Annotated in this window: 12 protein-coding genes; 5 read left to right on the top strand and 7 right to left on the bottom strand. The window is 72.9% G+C overall.

The window, feature by feature from the left end; translation table 11 throughout:
• Positions 1-29: 29 nt before the first annotated feature.
• The 5 genes from ACWEV0_RS15340 to ACWEV0_RS15320 all read right to left on the bottom strand — a co-directional run bounded on the left by ACWEV0_RS15340 (position 30) and on the right by ACWEV0_RS15320 (position 7217).
• Positions 30-1829 (bottom strand): CocE/NonD family hydrolase, encoded by a 1800-nt coding sequence (locus ACWEV0_RS15340; protein ID WP_453149766.1) that lies wholly within the window; start codon positions 1827-1829, stop codon positions 30-32.
• A 157-nt stretch (positions 1830-1986) separates the two neighbouring features.
• Positions 1987-2928, bottom strand: a complete 942-nt coding sequence (locus tag ACWEV0_RS15335) for a S66 peptidase family protein (protein WP_453149765.1) — start codon at positions 2926-2928, stop codon at positions 1987-1989.
• Positions 2925-4913, bottom strand: a complete 1989-nt coding sequence (locus tag ACWEV0_RS15330) for a dipeptidyl-peptidase 5 (RefSeq protein ID WP_453149764.1) — start codon at positions 4911-4913, stop codon at positions 2925-2927. Before ACWEV0_RS15330 ends, ACWEV0_RS15335 begins: the two co-directional genes overlap by 4 nt.
• Positions 4914-5044: 131 nt before the next feature.
• Positions 5045-6391 (bottom strand): M20/M25/M40 family metallo-hydrolase, encoded by a 1347-nt coding sequence (locus ACWEV0_RS15325; protein ID WP_453149763.1) that lies wholly within the window; start codon positions 6389-6391, stop codon positions 5045-5047.
• Positions 6384-7217 carry a M55 family metallopeptidase gene (locus ACWEV0_RS15320; RefSeq protein WP_453149762.1) on the bottom strand — a complete coding sequence of 278 codons (834 nt, stop codon included), beginning with the start codon at positions 7215-7217 and terminating at the stop codon, positions 6384-6386. Before ACWEV0_RS15320 ends, ACWEV0_RS15325 begins: the two co-directional genes overlap by 8 nt.
• Positions 7218-7375: 158 nt before the next feature.
• On the opposite strand from ACWEV0_RS15320, the gene ACWEV0_RS15315 reads away from it, so the two are divergent.
• Positions 7376-8494 carry a hypothetical protein gene (locus tag ACWEV0_RS15315; RefSeq protein WP_453149761.1) on the top strand — a complete coding sequence of 373 codons (1119 nt, stop codon included), beginning with the start codon at positions 7376-7378 and terminating at the stop codon, positions 8492-8494.
• Positions 8495-8509: 15 nt separating this feature from the next.
• Here ACWEV0_RS15315 and ACWEV0_RS15310 read toward each other — a convergent pair whose 3' ends face one another.
• Both ACWEV0_RS15310 and ACWEV0_RS15305 read right to left on the bottom strand, forming a co-directional pair.
• Positions 8510-10954 (bottom strand): MFS transporter, encoded by a 2445-nt coding sequence (locus ACWEV0_RS15310; RefSeq protein WP_453149760.1) that lies wholly within the window; start codon positions 10952-10954, stop codon positions 8510-8512.
• 411 nt (positions 10955-11365) lie between these two features.
• Positions 11366-11809 carry an SRPBCC family protein gene (locus ACWEV0_RS15305; RefSeq protein ID WP_453149759.1) on the bottom strand — a complete coding sequence of 148 codons (444 nt, stop codon included), beginning with the start codon at positions 11807-11809 and terminating at the stop codon, positions 11366-11368.
• Between the two features lie 159 nt (positions 11810-11968).
• Here ACWEV0_RS15305 and ACWEV0_RS15300 point away from each other — a divergent pair, with 159 nt between their 5' ends.
• The 4 genes from ACWEV0_RS15300 (at position 11969) to ACWEV0_RS15285 (ending at position 15747) form a co-directional block, all read left to right on the top strand.
• Positions 11969-12991 (top strand): Rv2578c family radical SAM protein, encoded by a 1023-nt coding sequence (locus ACWEV0_RS15300; RefSeq protein ID WP_453149758.1) that lies wholly within the window; start codon positions 11969-11971, stop codon positions 12989-12991.
• 131 nt (positions 12992-13122) lie between these two features.
• Positions 13123-14808, top strand: a complete 1686-nt coding sequence (locus tag ACWEV0_RS15295) for an alpha/beta hydrolase (RefSeq protein ID WP_453149757.1) — start codon at positions 13123-13125, stop codon at positions 14806-14808.
• Between the two features lie 86 nt (positions 14809-14894).
• Positions 14895-15347: a RidA family protein gene (locus tag ACWEV0_RS15290; protein ID WP_453149756.1), complete on the top strand. Its 453-nt coding sequence runs from the start codon at positions 14895-14897 to the stop codon at positions 15345-15347.
• A 265-nt stretch (positions 15348-15612) separates the two neighbouring features.
• On the top strand, positions 15613-15747 hold the full coding sequence (locus ACWEV0_RS15285; protein ID WP_453149755.1) for a hypothetical protein: 135 nt from the start codon (positions 15613-15615) through the stop codon (positions 15745-15747).
• Positions 15748-15808 lie beyond the last annotated feature (61 nt).

Here is a 15808-nt window from a genome sequence, read left to right as displayed (position 1 = left end):
CTTCGCCTGCCCGGCTCCGCCGCCCCGGCTCAGTCCACCCGGCCGTTCACCAGCGGCAGTTCCAGCGTCCCCGTGTCCTCGGGGGCGCTGGTGACGGTCACCGGCTTGATGCCCCGGTTGCCGAAGTAGGCCGTGTCGCTGGCGGCGATCACGAACTCCAGGCGGTGGCCGGTCTCGTAGCGGTGGACGATGCCGGGCAGTTCGACGGTGAAGGGGCGGGTGACATCGGGGACGCGGACCGGCGCGACGAGGCGGTTGACCAGGGTCTTCGTGCCGTCCGGGGCGATGTCGTAGAGCTTGGCGAAGAGGACCAGCCGGTCGGCGGCGTCGCCGGAGCCCTGGACGCGTTCGGTGCGCGGCGAGACCACCTTCAGGGTGGCGCGCGGCGAGCCGACGAGGTCGGCGGGGGCGGCGAGCGGGGCGCTGCGCCAGCCGAGGTAGGTGCCGGCGATGTCGTACGGCTGGGGGTCGGGCAGTCCGACGAGGCCGGCGAGCGAGGACTCGGAGTGGCTGGTGGGCACGAGCCAGTTGGCGTACTGGCGCGAGCCGCGGACCACCTTGGCGCGGTTGTCGACGAGTTTGCCGTCGCCGGAGAGGTACAGCTGCTGGCTGAGCGCAGGGACCCGGGCCGCGGTGCCGTAGCCGGTCTGCCAGTCCCGGTAGTAGGCGAAGGCGGGTCCGGTGCCGGTGGCGGGGTCGTCGCGCAGATAGCGGTCGAACCAGGCGAGCACGCGCTGCCCCACGTAGCTCGACTCCAGGTTCCCCTGGCCGAGGTCGAGTTCGCCCGGCCGCCGGCCGCCGCTGTGTCCCCAGGACTGCCAGATCATCTTGGTGTCGACGCCCTGCCGGCGGAGCTGGTCGTAGGTGTTCCGGGCCTCGTTGAGGTTGAAGAGGCTGTCGGACTGCCCCTGGACGATCAGGGTGGGGGCCTTGACCTTGTCGAGGTACGAGACGGGGGAGACGCTTCGTGCGAAGGCGAGCATGCTGTCGGTGGCGGCCTGCGGGTAGTTGCCCGAGTTGAGCAGCCGGACGGTGTCGCAGGCGTCGGTGACGAAGTGCAGACAGCCGAGGGAGTTGATCCGGCTGGGGTCGAGGGAGGGCACGAGCAGCGGCTGGCCTTCGCCCATGAGGTAGAAGCCGTTCGCCCACTGCCACTTGAAGACGCCGGGGGTGGCCCGGTCGGCGTTGTTGGGGGCGAGGGAGTAGGCGAGGTCGTTCCAGGTGATGAGGGGGACGAGCGCGTCGAGGCGGGGGTCGGTCGCGGCGGTGGCGAGCTGGATGGCGCCGCCGTAGGAGCCGCCGATCATGCCGACGCGCGGGTCGCCGGTCCCGTCCCTGGTGACGAAGTCGGCGCGGGTGCCGTCGTCGGCGGCGCGGGTGCCGGCGAGGAAGTCGACGAGGCGGGTGGCCGCCTGGCCGTCGATGCGCGGGTCGTCGAGGGATATCAGGCAACCGCTGTTGCCGAAGCCGAGTCCGGAGTAGACGAGTCCGACGTACCCGCGGGTGGCGACGGCCTTGCCGATGGCATCGGTGGAGCCGTCGCTCTTGCTGCCGCCGAAGCCGTTGGTGGCGAGGACGGCGGGCGCGGGGTGGTCCGCGTCGACGCCCTCGGGCCGGTAGAGGTCGGCGTCGATCGCACAACTGCGGCCGCCGGCCTGGACGGTGAAGCGAAGCGGCGTGACGGTGTAGGCGTACGTGCCGGGCTCGGCGCCCTGCGCGGGTGCGGCGAGGGCGAGCGGCGCCGCCAGCGCCGCCCCGGCCGTGAGGGCGATGACCTTGCGTGATCTGGGCAGGACACGAGCACGGGCACGGGACACGGGGACCTCCACACCGAGGACGCGCGAACGGCCTACCTACCGGTAGGTACGGGGCGCGCCCATGGTGTGACACGTGTCAGAGAGCCGTCAACGAGCCTGACAAAGGTTGTTGACGGAGATTCAGTGAAGCCTCGTCGCCTGCCTGTGTGACGCTGTGCGGCTCACGCCGTCAGCTCAGCGCCGGCACGTCCAGGGTCAGCGTCCCCGCCTCCGCGTCCAGGACCCCGGGTATCCCGAACGGCACGGTCGGTGCGCTCTCGTGGTGCCCGAAGCCCATCCGCTCCAGTACGGGCACGCCGAGACCGCCGAGCCGGTCGGCGAGCACGGCGCGCACCTCCTCGTACGGCCCGCACTCCTCCCAGGAACCGAGCCCGATCCCGGCGACGCCGTCCAGCCAGCCGGAGCGCAGGAGTTGGGTGAGGATCCGGTCCAGACGGTACGGCTCCTCCCCCACGTCCTCCAGGAGCAGCAGCCCGCCGCGTGCGGAGCGCCGGGCGTGCGGGGTGCCGAGGTCGGCGGCGAGGAGGCTGACGCAGCCGCCGAGGGTGACGCCGTGGGCGCGGCCCGGCACGAGGGCGGTGGCGGTCTCCAGGCCGAGGGTGCGCACCGACTCGGGTTCGAAGAGGGTGGCGCGCAGCGACTCCTGCGTGCGGGCGTCCTTGAGGAAGGCCGCGGCGGCGACCATGGGGCCGTGCAGCGTGGCGAGGCCCAGGCGGACGGCGAACGCCTCGTGGAGGGCGGTGACGTCGCTGTAGCCGACGAGGACCTTGGGGCCCGCGGCCCGTATCGCGGTCCAGTCGAGCAGGTCCACCATGCGCTGGGCGCCGTAGCCGCCGCGGGCGCACAGCACGGCGGAGACGCCGGGGTCGCACCACGCCTCGGTGAGGTCGCGGGCGCGGTCCTCGTCGGTGGCGGCGAGGTAGCCGAGGGTGGGGTGGCCGGCCAGGACGTGGGGGGCGACGACGGGGTCGAGGTCCCAGCCGCGCAGGACGTCGAGGCCGGCCTGGAGGCGGTCCTCGGGGATGGGGCCGCTGGGTGCGACGACGGCCACACGGGCGCCGGGGCGCAGCCGCGGCGGCCGGAGATACGGCCCGGGGGTCTCGGGGCTCATTTCCTCAGCTCCAGACGGGGGACGTCGGACCGCTCGATGCCGAAGGTCTGGGCGTACAGGGAGAGTTCGGCCTCCAGCGCGCGGATCAGGGTCTCGGCCTTGCGGAAGCCGTGCGATTCGCCCTCGAAGGCGATGTAGGCGTGCGGGACGCCCCGGCCGGCCATCCGGGCGAGGAACCGGTCGGCCTGTGCGGGCGGGCAGATCACGTCGTCGAGGCCCTGGAGCAGCAGGAAGGGCGCGGTGATCCGGTCGATGTGCTCCAGCGGGGAGCGCTCGCGGTAGCGCTCGGGCACCTCGGCGACCGGGCCGATCAGCCCGTCCATGTAGCGGGACTCGAAGTCGTGGGTCTCGTCGGTGGCCCAGCCGCCCGGGTCGAGGATGGGGTAGAGGATGGTGCCGCAGGCGTAGACGTCACTGTGGACGAGCGACGCGGCGGTGGTCCAGCCGCCGGCACTGCCGCCGCGGACGGCGAGCCGGGCCGGGTCGGCCGTGCCCTCGTCGGCGAGGGCACGGGCCACGGCGGCGCAGTCCTCGACGTCGACCACGCCCCACTGCTCGCGGAGCCGCTCTCGGTACTCCCGGCCGTAGCCGGTGGAACCGCCGTAGTTGACCTCGGCGACGCCGATGCCCCGGGAGGTGAAGTAGGCGATCTCCAGGTCGAGGACGAGCGGGACGTGCCCGGTGGGGCCGCCGTGGGCCCAGATCACGTAGGGCGGGCGTTCGCCATCGGGGCCGGTCACCTCGGGGTGGCGAGGCGGATAGACATGGGCGTGGACCTCCCGGCCACCGGGTCCGGTGAAGGTGCGCTCCTGGGGCTCGGGGTAGTACGCGGGGTCGACCGGGTCCTGGTTCGGGGCGCCGATCACCCGGGCGCGGCCGGTGCAGGTGTCCAGCTCGACGACCTCGTAGGCGCTGCGCGGGCTCGCGGCGACGCCGACGACCCGGGTGCCGTGGACGGCAAGGGTGGCGGCCCATTCGGTCCAGGGCCCGGCCACGTCGACGAGTTCGCCGCTCTCCGGATCGAGTATGCCGAGGGCGCCGGTGCCCTTGCCGTGCACGACGGCGATCAGGCCGCTCTCCAGGGGCCTGAACCAGCTGAGGCCGAGCCGCCACAAGGCTCCGGCGAACTCCTCGGGGCGCGGGCAGAGCGCGAGGTCCGGGGCGCCGTCCACGGCGGTGCGGTACAGGTTCCACCAGCCGGTGCGGTCGCTGAGGCGGAGGAGCTGCCCGTCCGGGGCCCAGTCGATCTGAGGGACGGACTCCTCGGGCCCGCCGGCGACGGTGCGGGGCAGGCCGAAGGCACCGTCCTCGGTGATGTCGGCGAGCAGGACCTCGGTGCCGTCCCAGGGCATCCTGGGGTGGTCCCAGGCGATCCAGGCGACCTGCCGGCCGTCGGGCGAGATCCGCGGGCCGGTGACGAAGCGGTGCTGCCCGTCGGTGAGTTCACGCACCCGGGAGCGGTCGTCGGCGGCGGAGCCGTCCAGCGGCACGGCGGCGATCACCCGGCGCACGTCGGTGGGCCCGGGGCCGGTGAACTCCTCCAGGACGCACCAGACCTCGCCGTGCTCGGCCCTGAGCACCGGGTCCGCCCAGCGCAGCCCGTCGCCGACCGGCGAGACGGGCGTGAGCGGCCTGGGCGGGGCGCCGTCCGCCGCGTCCGGCTCGTAGACGTACAGCCGCTGGTCGGGGTGGTGGCAGAAGACGACGAGCGGCGAGCCGTCGGCCCGCACCGTGCCGGCCCAGGGCTGTCCGCCGTACTCGATGACGCGGCTGCGCACGTTCCACGGGGCGGGCAGCACCGACTCCTCGGTGCCGTCGGGGCGGCGGCGCACCAGCGCGCGCCGGCCGCCCTCGGTCGGGCGCGGTGCGGACCACCACACCTCGTCGCCGACGAAGCCGACGAACTCGGGCCGTCCGTCGTGCGCGGCGGCGAGCGCGGCGCCGATGGGCGACGGCCAGCTGCCGTAGGTGGCCGTGGTTGCCATCAGGAATCCCCCCTGGTGCAGGTCATGGTCGTGGTCGTGGTGCGGGCCGGGAGTGCCGGTCCGGGTGTGTCGGGTCCGGGTGTCCGGCGGTGCAGGTGTCAGGCGGCCCGGGTGTCAGACGGCCCGGGGTGTCAGGCGGTCCGGAGGTAGTGGTCGAGGACGCGGACGCCGAAGTGCAGGGCGTCGACGGGGACGCGTTCGTCGACGCCGTGGAACAGCGCCCCGTAGTTCAGCTCGGGAGGCAGCTTCAGCGGCGAGAAGCCGTAGCCGGTGATGCCGAGCCGGGAGAACTGCTTGGCGTCGGTGCCGCCGGACATGGTGAAGGGCACCACGTGCCCGGTGGGGTCGAAGCGCTCGACGGCGGCACGCAGCTTGGCGAAGGTCGGCGAGTCGACCGGCGCCTCCAGAGCCACCTCACGGTGGTGGAACTCCCACGTCACGTCGGGTCCGGTGAGCCGGTCCATCGTCTCGATGAACTCGTCCTCGCAGCCTGGCAGCATCCGTCCGTCGACGTAGGCGACGGCCTCGCCCGGGATCACGTTCACCTTGTAACCGGCGTCGAGCATGGTCGGGTTGGTGCTGTTGCGGACGACGGGCCGGAGCAGTGCGGCGGCGGGGCCCAGCTTCTTCAGGAGCAGCTCGGTGTCGAAGTCGCGGCCGTCCACGTCGGTGTCGATGCCGTACACGGCGGCGAGGCCGGCGAGCCCGGCCCGCACGGTCGGGGTCAGCCGGACGGGCCACTCGTGCGAGCCGATGCGGGCGACGGCCTGGGCGAGCCGGGTGACGGCGTTGGCGGTGTTGATCTTGGAGCCGTGGCCGGCCTGACCGCGTGCGGTCAGCTTGAGCCAGGCGGTGCCGCGCTCGCCGGCGCCGATCGGGTAGAGCGTGGTCCGGGGGTCCGGGTGGAAGCTGAAGGCGCCGGACTCGCTGATGCCCTCGGTGCACCCCTCGAAGAGGCCGGCGTGCCGGTCGGCGAGGAAGCCGGAGCCGTCCTCGGCACTCGCCTCCTCGTCCGCGGTGTAGGCGACGACGATGTCCCGGCGCGGCCGGATGCCCTGACGGGCCCAGGAGCGGACGACGGCGAGCACCATCGCGTCCATGTTCTTCATGTCGACGGCGCCGCGCCCCCACACGACCCCGTCGCGCACCTCTCCGGAGAACGGGTGCACGGTCCAGTCGGCGGCCTCCGCGGGGACGACGTCGAGATGACCGTGGACCAGCAGCGCGTCGGCCGTGGGGTCGGTGCCGGGGATGCGGGCGACGACGTTGGTGCGGCCCGGCGTGCGCTCCAGGAGCACCGGTTCGAGGCCGGCGCCGGCCAGTCGCTCGGCCGCGTATTCGGCGGCGGGGCGCTCGCGGCAGTCGCCGCCGCCCCGGTTGGTGGTGTCGATCCGGATCAGATCGGAGGTGAAGGTGACGACCTCGTCGAGTGCCGTCGCGTCCGGGCCCTGGTCCGTACCGTCCCTTTCGTCAGCCATACTGCTCCTCCACGGCGGCGGACACGATCGTGGTGACCGCCTTGAACGTGCGAATTGCCTCGTACATCGTCCCGCTGGTGTAGGCGACCCGCCGCTCGCCACTCCGCTCGGCGCCCGGGACCACCGTCGCCACGGCGGCCAGGTGCTCCGCGTCGAACTCCAGCTCCACGGTGAACGGCCCGCCGTGCACCGGCTCGTGCCGCACCGCGAGCGAGGCCGCCTGCTTGGCCGCCGAGCGGATGTCGGCGGCGGTGCGCGTGGGGGTGCGGCAGACCGCCGCGTATCGCGAGACGTGGTCCTTGACCGCGACCTTGAGCGCCTCCGGCGCGTAGCCGAGGGCGTCCTCGCAGGTCAGGTCGTCGCCGGTGACGAGCACGACGGGGACGCCGTACTCGGCGACGACATGCGCGTTGAGCAGGCCCTCGCTCGCACGCACTCCGTTGAGCCAGACGCCGGTGATCGAGTTGGCGAGATAGGTGTGCGCGAGGACGCCCTCGGTGCCCGCCCCGGTGTGGTAGCCCACGAAGGCGATGCCGTCCACGTCGCCGTGCTGGACGCCCTCGACCATCGAGAGCGACTTGTGGCGGCCGGTCAGCATCTCGGCCCGCTCGTCGAGCCGTTCGAGCAGCAGATTGCGCATGGTCCAGTGCGCCTCGTTGATCAGGACCTCGTCGGCGCCGCCGTCGAAGAAGCCGAGCACCGCCGCATTCACGTCCGAGGTGAACATGGCACGGCACCGCTCCCACTGCGGGGTCCCGGGCAGCACGTCGGCGGGCCAGGTCACACCGGTGGCGCCTTCCATGTCGGCGCTGATCAGGATCTTCATGCCTGGCACCGTACGCGCCGAGCGGCGAACCCCACCACCCCTGTGGAAAAGTGTCGGAGGCGTGGACCAGTGACGGAGGATTCCGGCGAATCCTTTCATCTCGTACGTATAGGCTGACGGACGCAGATTTCCCCTCGCTTATCCACAGGAGACCCTCGGTGACCACTTCCCTCGCCCCGTCCGAGACCGCCGCCGAGACCACCGCCGAGACCGCTACCGAGATCGCCACCGAGACGGCCGCCGAGACCGTGCTCGACGCCGGCGAATGGGTCGAGCCCGCCGCGCAGGACGTCGTCGAGGCCGTGGTCCGCGACGCCCGCGAGTTCGGGGTGTACGCGCGGACGGGCGGCTGGACCTTCGCGCTGAAGGTGGCCCGGAGCGTGCGGCCCGGCGGGCAGCCGGCCGAGGGCTCGGACAAGGTGTCGGCGAAGGCGTTCGCGGAGCTCGCCGGCTGCTCGCCCGAGCGGGTCATGCGCTACTACAAGGCGTGGGACATGGCCGCGGACGACGGTCTGGTGCCGCAGTTCGAGGCCCTGGCCCCCGGCGAGGACGTCGAGCTGCCCGAGGCCGACGTCTGGCTCTCGTACTACTCCTCGCGTTCCAGCGCCACCTCGGTGCGCGGGCACGCGATCACGGCGGCGGCCGAGGCCGAGGGCATCAAGGCGACCAAGGCCCTGGAGGTGGCGGAGAACCCGACCGCGCTGCGCGCCGCGATCCTCGCCGACCCCGGCACGGCCGAGGCCGCCCGCAACGCGCTGCTCGACCGGATGAAGGAGGACCCGGCGCTGCAGACCGAGATGGCCCGGGCCATCGCGCGCACCGGCGACCTGAAGAAGGCGGTGGCGCAGGAGGCGAAGGCGGCCGACCGGATCGACTTCGTGCGGCAGATCGCCGAGGGCGGCCAGATCCGGACGCCCGCGGGCCAGACCGTCGCCGCCCCGCCGGAGCTGCGCGCGGAGGCCGAGCGGCACCTGTCGCTGATCGACGAGCTGGACGACTCGGAGGAGGCCGGCGAGTGGGCCGGCGAGGCGTACGACACGGTGAAGTCGCTGGTCGTGAAGGCAGTCGAGGAGGACCCGGCGCTGCGGGTCCAGGAGCGCCGGGCCAAGTTCTACAACAGCCTGCAGAAGGCGACGAAGGTGTTCGAGGAGCTGACCCTCGACGAGGTCCTGGAGGAGGACGTCGTCGAGGACGACATGCTTCAGCGTCTGGAGGCCCTCCAGGAGGCGATCGGCGCGTGCATCAGCGCGCTGCGCAAGGCGACGACCGCCTCCTGACGCCCGGCGGGGACCTCAGTCCTCGTGGCCGAGCTGGAGGTCCCGCTCGGTGCGGCCGCCGCCCGCGACCTGGAGGACGGTGGCCACCGGCGGGTACCCGGCGGCGATGACCGTGTACTCGCCGGAGGACAGGTCCACGAAGCGGAAGGTGCCGTCGGGGCCGGTGGTGAGCGTGTCGACGACGTTGCCGGCCGCGTCGAGCAGGGTCACCCGGGCGTCCTCGACGGGCCTCCCGCCACCGGCCCTTACCGTCCCGCGCAGCACCGCGCCGCCCGCCAGCTCGATGTCCTGACGGGTCTCGCGGGAAGCCTGGACGCTGACCGGCAGGGCGGCCGGACGGAAGGCGGGGGCGCTGGCCGCGAGGGTGTACTCGCCGACGACCAGCTCGTTGATGACGTAGCCGCCCTCCCGGCCGCTGCGGGTGGAGGCGACGACCTCTCCGCGTACGTCGGTGAGGGTGACGGCCGCGTCCCGGACCGGGGTGCCGTCGGCGGTGACGACGGCACCGGCGAGCCGGCCCGCGCCGCCGAGGACGACGTCGAGCTCGACGGGGCGCTCGCCGACGGTGACGGAGACGGCCTGCGGCTGGTGGCCGCCGGCCGCGGCGATCAGGACGTACGAGCCGGAGCCGGGCACGCTCAGCGCGTACCGGCCGTCGTCGCCGCTCGCGCCGCGCCCGATCTGGCGGCCCTGGACATCGATGAGGGTGAGCGCGGCGCGCGGGACGCAGCTGCCGTCGTGGTGCTGGACGGTGCCGCAGACGGGGACGCCGGCGGACAGCGGGGCGGGGGTTCTGCCGGTGCCGGCGGCGTCGTACCGGGCGTGCGGGACGGCGGTGGCGGCGACCTCGGCGGCGGGGGCCTCGGCGGTGGGGGTGTGGTGGGACACCAGCGGTTTCTCCTTGAGGAAGAAGGCGAGGACGAGGCCGAGCGCGAGGACCGGCACGAGGTAGAGGAAGATCCGGGGCATAGCGGCCGCGTACGCCTGGACGAAGGCGTCGCGCAGCGCCGGCGGCAGCGCGTGGACGACCTGCGGGGTGATCGAGTCGGCGGGCGGCAGGGCGGCCGCGGAGCCGTCGCGGGGCAGCCGGTCGGCGAGGGCGTCGGCGAGGCGGGCGGCGAAGAGGGTGCCGAAGACGGCGGCGCCGACGCTGCCGCCGATCTGCCGGAAGTAGTTGTGCGCGCTGGTGGCGGTGCCGAGGTCGCCGGGGCGCACCGAGTTCTGCACGGCGAGCACCAGGACCGGCATGACGAGGCCGATGCCGAGACCGAGGACGGCCTGCCAGAGGCTCTGGGTCAGGCGCGGGGTGTCGGCGTCCAGGCGGGAGAGCAGCCACATGCCGGCCGTCGAGACGGCCCCGCCGACGACCGGGTAGATCTTGTAGTGGCCGGTGCGGCTGATGAGCTGCCCGGAGACGACGGACGCGACGACGATGCCGCCCATCAGCGGGAGCATCATCAGGCCGGACTCGGTTGCGGTGGCGCCCTCGACCATCTGCAGGAAGGTGGGCAGATAGCTGGCGGCGCCGAAGAGCGCGATGCCGACGACGGCCCCGACGAGGCCGGTGACGGTGAAGACGGGGTCACGGAACAGCCGCAGCGGGATGAGCGGTTCGGGGGCGAAGCGTTCGACGACGAGGAAGAGTACGGCGGCCACGGCGGCGCCGCAGCCGAGTCCCACGATGACCCGGGAGCCCCACGCGTACTCGGTGCCGCCCCAGCTGGTCAGCAGGACGAGGCAGGTGGAGGCGGCGGCGAGGAGCAGGGCTCCGAGGACGTCGAAGCGGGCCCGTACGGCCGGCTTGGGCAGCTTGAGGACGGTGGCGACGACGGCGAGGGTGACGAGGCCGAAGGGCACGTTGAAGTAGAAGCACCAGCGCCAGGAGACGTGGTCCGTGAAGAATCCGCCGAGCAGCGGTCCGGCGACGGAGGCGAGGCCGAAGGCGGCGCCGATGAGGCCCATGTAGCGGCCGCGTTCCCGCGCGGGCACGATGTCGGCGATGATCGCCTGGACGCCGATCATCAGTCCGCCGGCGCCGGCGCCCTGGAGGGCGCGGAAGGCGATGAGCTGGTCCATGGAGTGCGACCAGCCGGCCAGGCCGGAGCCGATGACGAAGACGACGATGGCGAAGAGGAAGACGCCCTTGCGGCCGAGGAGGTCGCCGAGCTTTCCGTAGACCGGCAGGCCGATGGTGGCGGTGAGCAGGTAGGCCGTGATCGCCCAGGACATCCGGTCCAGGCCCTGGAGTTCGCCGACGATCTTCGGCAGGGCGGTGGCGACGATCATCTGCTCGAGCGCGGCGAGGAGCAGCGCGAGCATGAGCCCGCAGAAGACGAGCCGGACGCGGCGCGGTTCGAGGGCGGGAGCCGGCTCGGGGCGTGGCGCCTCGGCGGCGGGCGGCCCGTCCGCGAGGACGGGTGTCCCGCTGTCGGCTTCCTTCACCAGAGTGATCGCACCCACGACCTGCTCCCCTCGTCACGGCGTCTGCGCGCGCCATTCTTCGCATTGGGCGCGAAGCGGGAGCAAGTCGGACGGCACGGGGGGAGGGTGGGGCGCCGAAGGCTTAACGTCTCTGCGGGGAGGCGCACTTGGGGCGCTCATCAGGGAGTTTGCCAGACGGCGCGCGACCCCCGGAGGCGCCGGGCGCTCTTGCGGGGGTCGCGGGGAAACCACTCGAATCGGTGACTGAACCAGGCGTTACTTCCGGGTTCCGGTTTCCCGAGGCTACTTCTCGGGGCCGCTCCCCGGGGCCGCTCCTCGGGCCTCCCCAGGGGCTACCGCTCGCGGCTGCTACCGCTCGTGGCTGCTCCCCGGGGCTACCGCTCGCGGCTGCTACCGCTCGTGGCTGCTCCCCGGGGCCACCGCTCGTGGCTACTTCTCGACCTCGGCGGCGAGCTTGGCGAGCACGGCGTCGTAGATGCGGCCGAGGCCCTTGGGGGCGAAGGTCTTCTCGAAGAAGCCGCCGATGCCGCCGGCGCCGTTCCAGACGGTGGTGACGACGACCTTCGACTTGCCCTCGCCGGCCGGGGTGACGGTCCAGGTGGTGACCATGGAGGAGTTGCGGTCCTTCTCGACGAGCTGGCCGTCGGTGGGCTCGGTGACCTCCAGGAGGCAGTCGCGGACCCGCTTGCTGGTGGCCTGGAGCTTCCAGTGGACGAGGGTGCCCTGGCCGTCGCCGCCCTCACGCACCTCGTACTCACTGAAGTGCTCGGGCAGCAGCTTCGCGCGCGTGCCGCTGTAGTCGGCGAGTGCGTCGAACACGGTGTCCGCGTCGGCGGCGATGATCCGCTCCGTCGTGGCCTCGACCTGCGCCATGGCACTTCCTCCAGGTTGTTCTCGTGGTGCTCTCGGGGGATACGGACCAAGCCAACCACCTGCGCGCCGGGGCCCAAAATCCGGGTTGCGACGATCAAGGGAACAGATGTTCTATTCTGTCTCCGTTCCCGCTCCGCTCCCGATCCCCAGGAGGCGTCCATGCGCTGGGACCGTCTCGCCGACAACTCCGAGGCCACGCTCTTCGGCGCCGACGAGGTCGTCACCCGCACGTTCGACACGCCCGAGTTCCGCGGCATCACCTTCCACGAGGTCCGCGCCCGGTCGATCGTCAACCGGGTGCCCGGCGCCTCCCGCATGCCGTTCGAGTGGACGGTCAACCCGTATCGCGGCTGCACCCACGCGTGCGTGTACTGCTTCGCGCGCAAGACCCACAGCTATCTGGACCTGGACACCGGGATCGGCTTCGACTCCCAGATCGTGGTCAAGGTGAACGCCCCGGAGCTGCTGCGCGGGCAGCTCGGCTCGCCCCGCTGGCAGGGCGCGCACATCGCGATGGGCACCAACGTCGACTGCTACCAGCGGGCGGAGGGCCGCTACCGGCTGATGCCGGGGATCCTGGAGGCCCTGCGGGACCACGCCAACCCCTTCTCGATCCTCACCAAGGGCACGCTGATCCTGCGCGACCAGGAGCTGATCCGGCAGGCCGCCGAGGTTACGGAGGTGGGCATCTCGGTCTCCGTCGGCTTCACCGACCGGGAGCTGTGGCGCACGGTCGAACCGGGCACCCCCTCCCCCGAGCGACGCCTGGACGTCGTACGGACCTTCGCCGGGCACGGTATCGACGTCGGGGTCCTGATGGCCCCGGTCATCCCCTTCCTCGGCGACCGGCCCGAACAGCTGCGCGCCACGGTCCGCGCCATCGCGGAGGCCGGCGCGACCTCCGTCACCCCGCTGGTGCTGCACCTGCGGCCCGGCGCCCGCGAGTGGTTCCTCACCTGGCTGCACCGCCAGCATCCGGGGCTGGTAGGCCGGTACGAGCGGATGTACGCGGCCGGGGCCTACGCGCCGACCTGGTACCAGCGCCGGATCACCCGTCAGGTGCACGAGCTGGCAGCCGAGTTCGGCATGGGGCCGAGCGGACGGGCGGCGTCGCATCGCCGGATCCCCGTACCGGACCACCACGCGCGCGTGCCGGAGGCCGAGCAGCTCACGCTGCTGTGAGGGCTCGCTCCTTCCGCCTCTTCCGGCCCGCTCGGCCCTTTTGACGGATCATCACATCGGAGCGTCCGCCGATCGGGTCAACCTTCCGGGGAACCGGTCCTGCCGAGCCGTGTTCGGGGCACGGACGCCGTATGAACCCACGCGCAGGAATGCTGATCGCCGCTGGGGCCCTGGTCGCCGGGACCGTCACCGTCCTGCCCGGCTCCCCTTCCGCCGCCGCGGCCACCGAGCCCGAGCCGACCACCCGCCCCATCGCGCCGCTCACCTGGACCGACTGCGGCACCAAGGCGTACCCGAAGCTCCAGTGCGGCACGCTGCGGGTGCCGCTCAACCACGACGCCCCGGCCGGGCGGACCATCTCGCTCGCCCTGACCCGGGTCGCGCACACGGCGAAGACCTACCAGGGCCCGCTCCTGGTCAACCCCGGCGGCCCCGGCGGCAGCGGCCGCGGGATGGCGGGGTACGTGGCGGCCGCCCTGCCCGCGAAGGTGGCGGCGGAGTACGACGTGATCGGCTTCGACCCGAGGGGCGTCGGCAGGAGCGAACCCGCCCTGGACTGCCGCCCCGGCTACTTCGACCCGGTCCGCCCGGACTCGGTGCCGCGCGGCGCCGACGAAGAGCGGGTGGGGGTCGAGCGCGCCCAGGCGTTCGCGAAGGCGTGCGGCGACAAGTACGCGGACGTGCTGCCGTACATCGACACCGTCTCCACCGCGCGGGACATGGACTCCATCCGCGCCGCGCTCGGCGCTCCGAGACTCAACTACCTCGGCTACTCGTACGGCACCTATCTCGGCGCCGTGTACGCGCGGCTCTATCCCGAGCGGGTGCGCCGCATGGCCCTGGACTCCGTCGTCAACCCGCACGGCGTCTGGTACGAGGACAACATCGCGCAGGACTACGCCTTCGACACCCGCCAGAAGGACTTCATGGCCTGGGTGGCCCGCAACGACGCCACATACCGGCTCGGCACCGCCCCGGAGGCGGTCGAGGCCGCCTGGTACCGGATGCGGGACGCCCTGCGCACCGAGCCGGCCGGCGGCAGGGTCGGTCCCGGCGAACTGGAGGACACCTTCCTGCCGGGCGGCTACTACGACGGCTACTGGCCCAGTCTCGCCGCGGCGTTCTCGTCGTACGTCGTCGACAAGGACAGCGCGCCGCTGGTGCAGGCGTACGAGGACTACGGCCAGGCGGACGCCGCCACCGACAACGGCTACTCGGTCTACACGAGCGTGCAGTGCCGGGACGCGGCCTGGCCGCGGGAGTGGAGCGTGTGGCGCAAGGACAGCTGGGACACGTACGCCAAGGCGCCGTTCTCCACCTGGAACAACGCCTGGTACAATGCGCCGTGCGCGTTCTGGCCGGTCGAACCGCTGACGCCGCCGGACGTCAGCAACGACCAGCTGCCGCCGATGCTGATCCTGCAGGCGACGGACGACGCCGCCACACCGTACGAGGGCGGGGTCGCCCTGCACGAGATGGTGCGCGGCTCCAGCCTGGTCGTCGAGCAGGGCGGCGGCAACCACGGCGTGACGCTCGCCGGCAACGACTGCTTGGACGGCCACCTCGCCGCGTACCTCGCCACCGGCACGGTGCCGCGCGGCGCGGAGGGGGCGGAGGCGGACGCGGTCTGCGCGACGCTGCCGGAGCCGAAGGCCGAGAAGGCCGCGAAGACCGCGAAGACAGATGTGACGGCGAAGGGCGGGGAGAAGGGGAAGGCCGAGTCGAAGACGACCGGGACGGGGACGCGGACGCGGCAGGCCGAGCCGGCGGCGGAGGCGGGGACCGCGCTGCACGGGCTGCTCGGCCACGTGCGCTGACCGCCTCGGACACCCGCGCTCGAAGTTGTCCACAGATTGGCCGGGGGCGGACCCGAGTGTCAGTGGCGTGGGTCAGGATGTGAGCCATGAGTACGCATCTGACCCATGTGTCCGCCCCCGAGGGGCTCGCGCCCAATCCGCAGTACAGCCATGTCGTATGGGGCACCGGCCGGTTCGTGGCCGTGTCCGGCCAGCTCGCCCTGGACGCCGGGGGCGCGGTCGTCGGCGCCGGTGATCCCGCGGCGCAGGCCAGGCAGGTCTTCGCCAACGTCGACCGCTGCCTGGCCGCGGCCGGGGCGGGTTTCGAGGACGTGGTGAAGCTGACCTACTTCGTCACGGACATGGCGCACATGCCCGCGATCCGGGCGGCCCGCGACGCCGCGTTCGACGGGATCCCGCTGCCGGCCAGCTCGGCGGTCCAGGTGACGGCGCTGGTGCGGCCCGAACTCTGCGTGGAGATAGAGGCGTTCGCGCTGATACCTGAGGACCGGTCCATACCGGAGGACGGGTCGATACCGGAGGACGGGCACACCGCCTAGGGACTAGGGAGTACCGGGGGTGCCGGTCGGAGTCGTGGGTCTGGGGCAGGCGACTGCGCCGGGCCCCGGGCCCCGGCCCCGACGCGGGCGCTGCCGCTCCCGACACGGGCTCGAGTCCGGACACCGCTCCCCGACTGACCTGCAGGACCGGGCGCGGCCCCAGCTCCGCCGAGGCCGGTACGAGGGCGCCACGCAGGCCCACCCGTCCCTCGACCCGGTCGATCTCGCCCCAGCGTAGGCGCGGCAGTCGTCGGAGAGGTCGGGGTTGTCGCCCAAAGAGAAGAAGGCCCCGGCCGGGACGGTCCGCAGCGCGGCCCGGGCCGAGCGGGTGCCGTCCTGGGCGCAGCAGTTCCCGGTCCGCCGGGCCTGCGCGGCCCACTGGCCGGCCGTCACCCGGTAGACCGGGCCCGGTGCCGCGCTCCTGGAGGAGGACCTGGAAGGGGTCTCGGGCGGTGGACACG

The sequence above is a fragment of the Streptomyces sp. NPDC003943 genome (assembly GCF_053605265.1).
The sequence above is the reverse complement of the archived record's forward strand: the minus strand, read 5'-3'. Positions and strand labels throughout refer to the sequence as shown.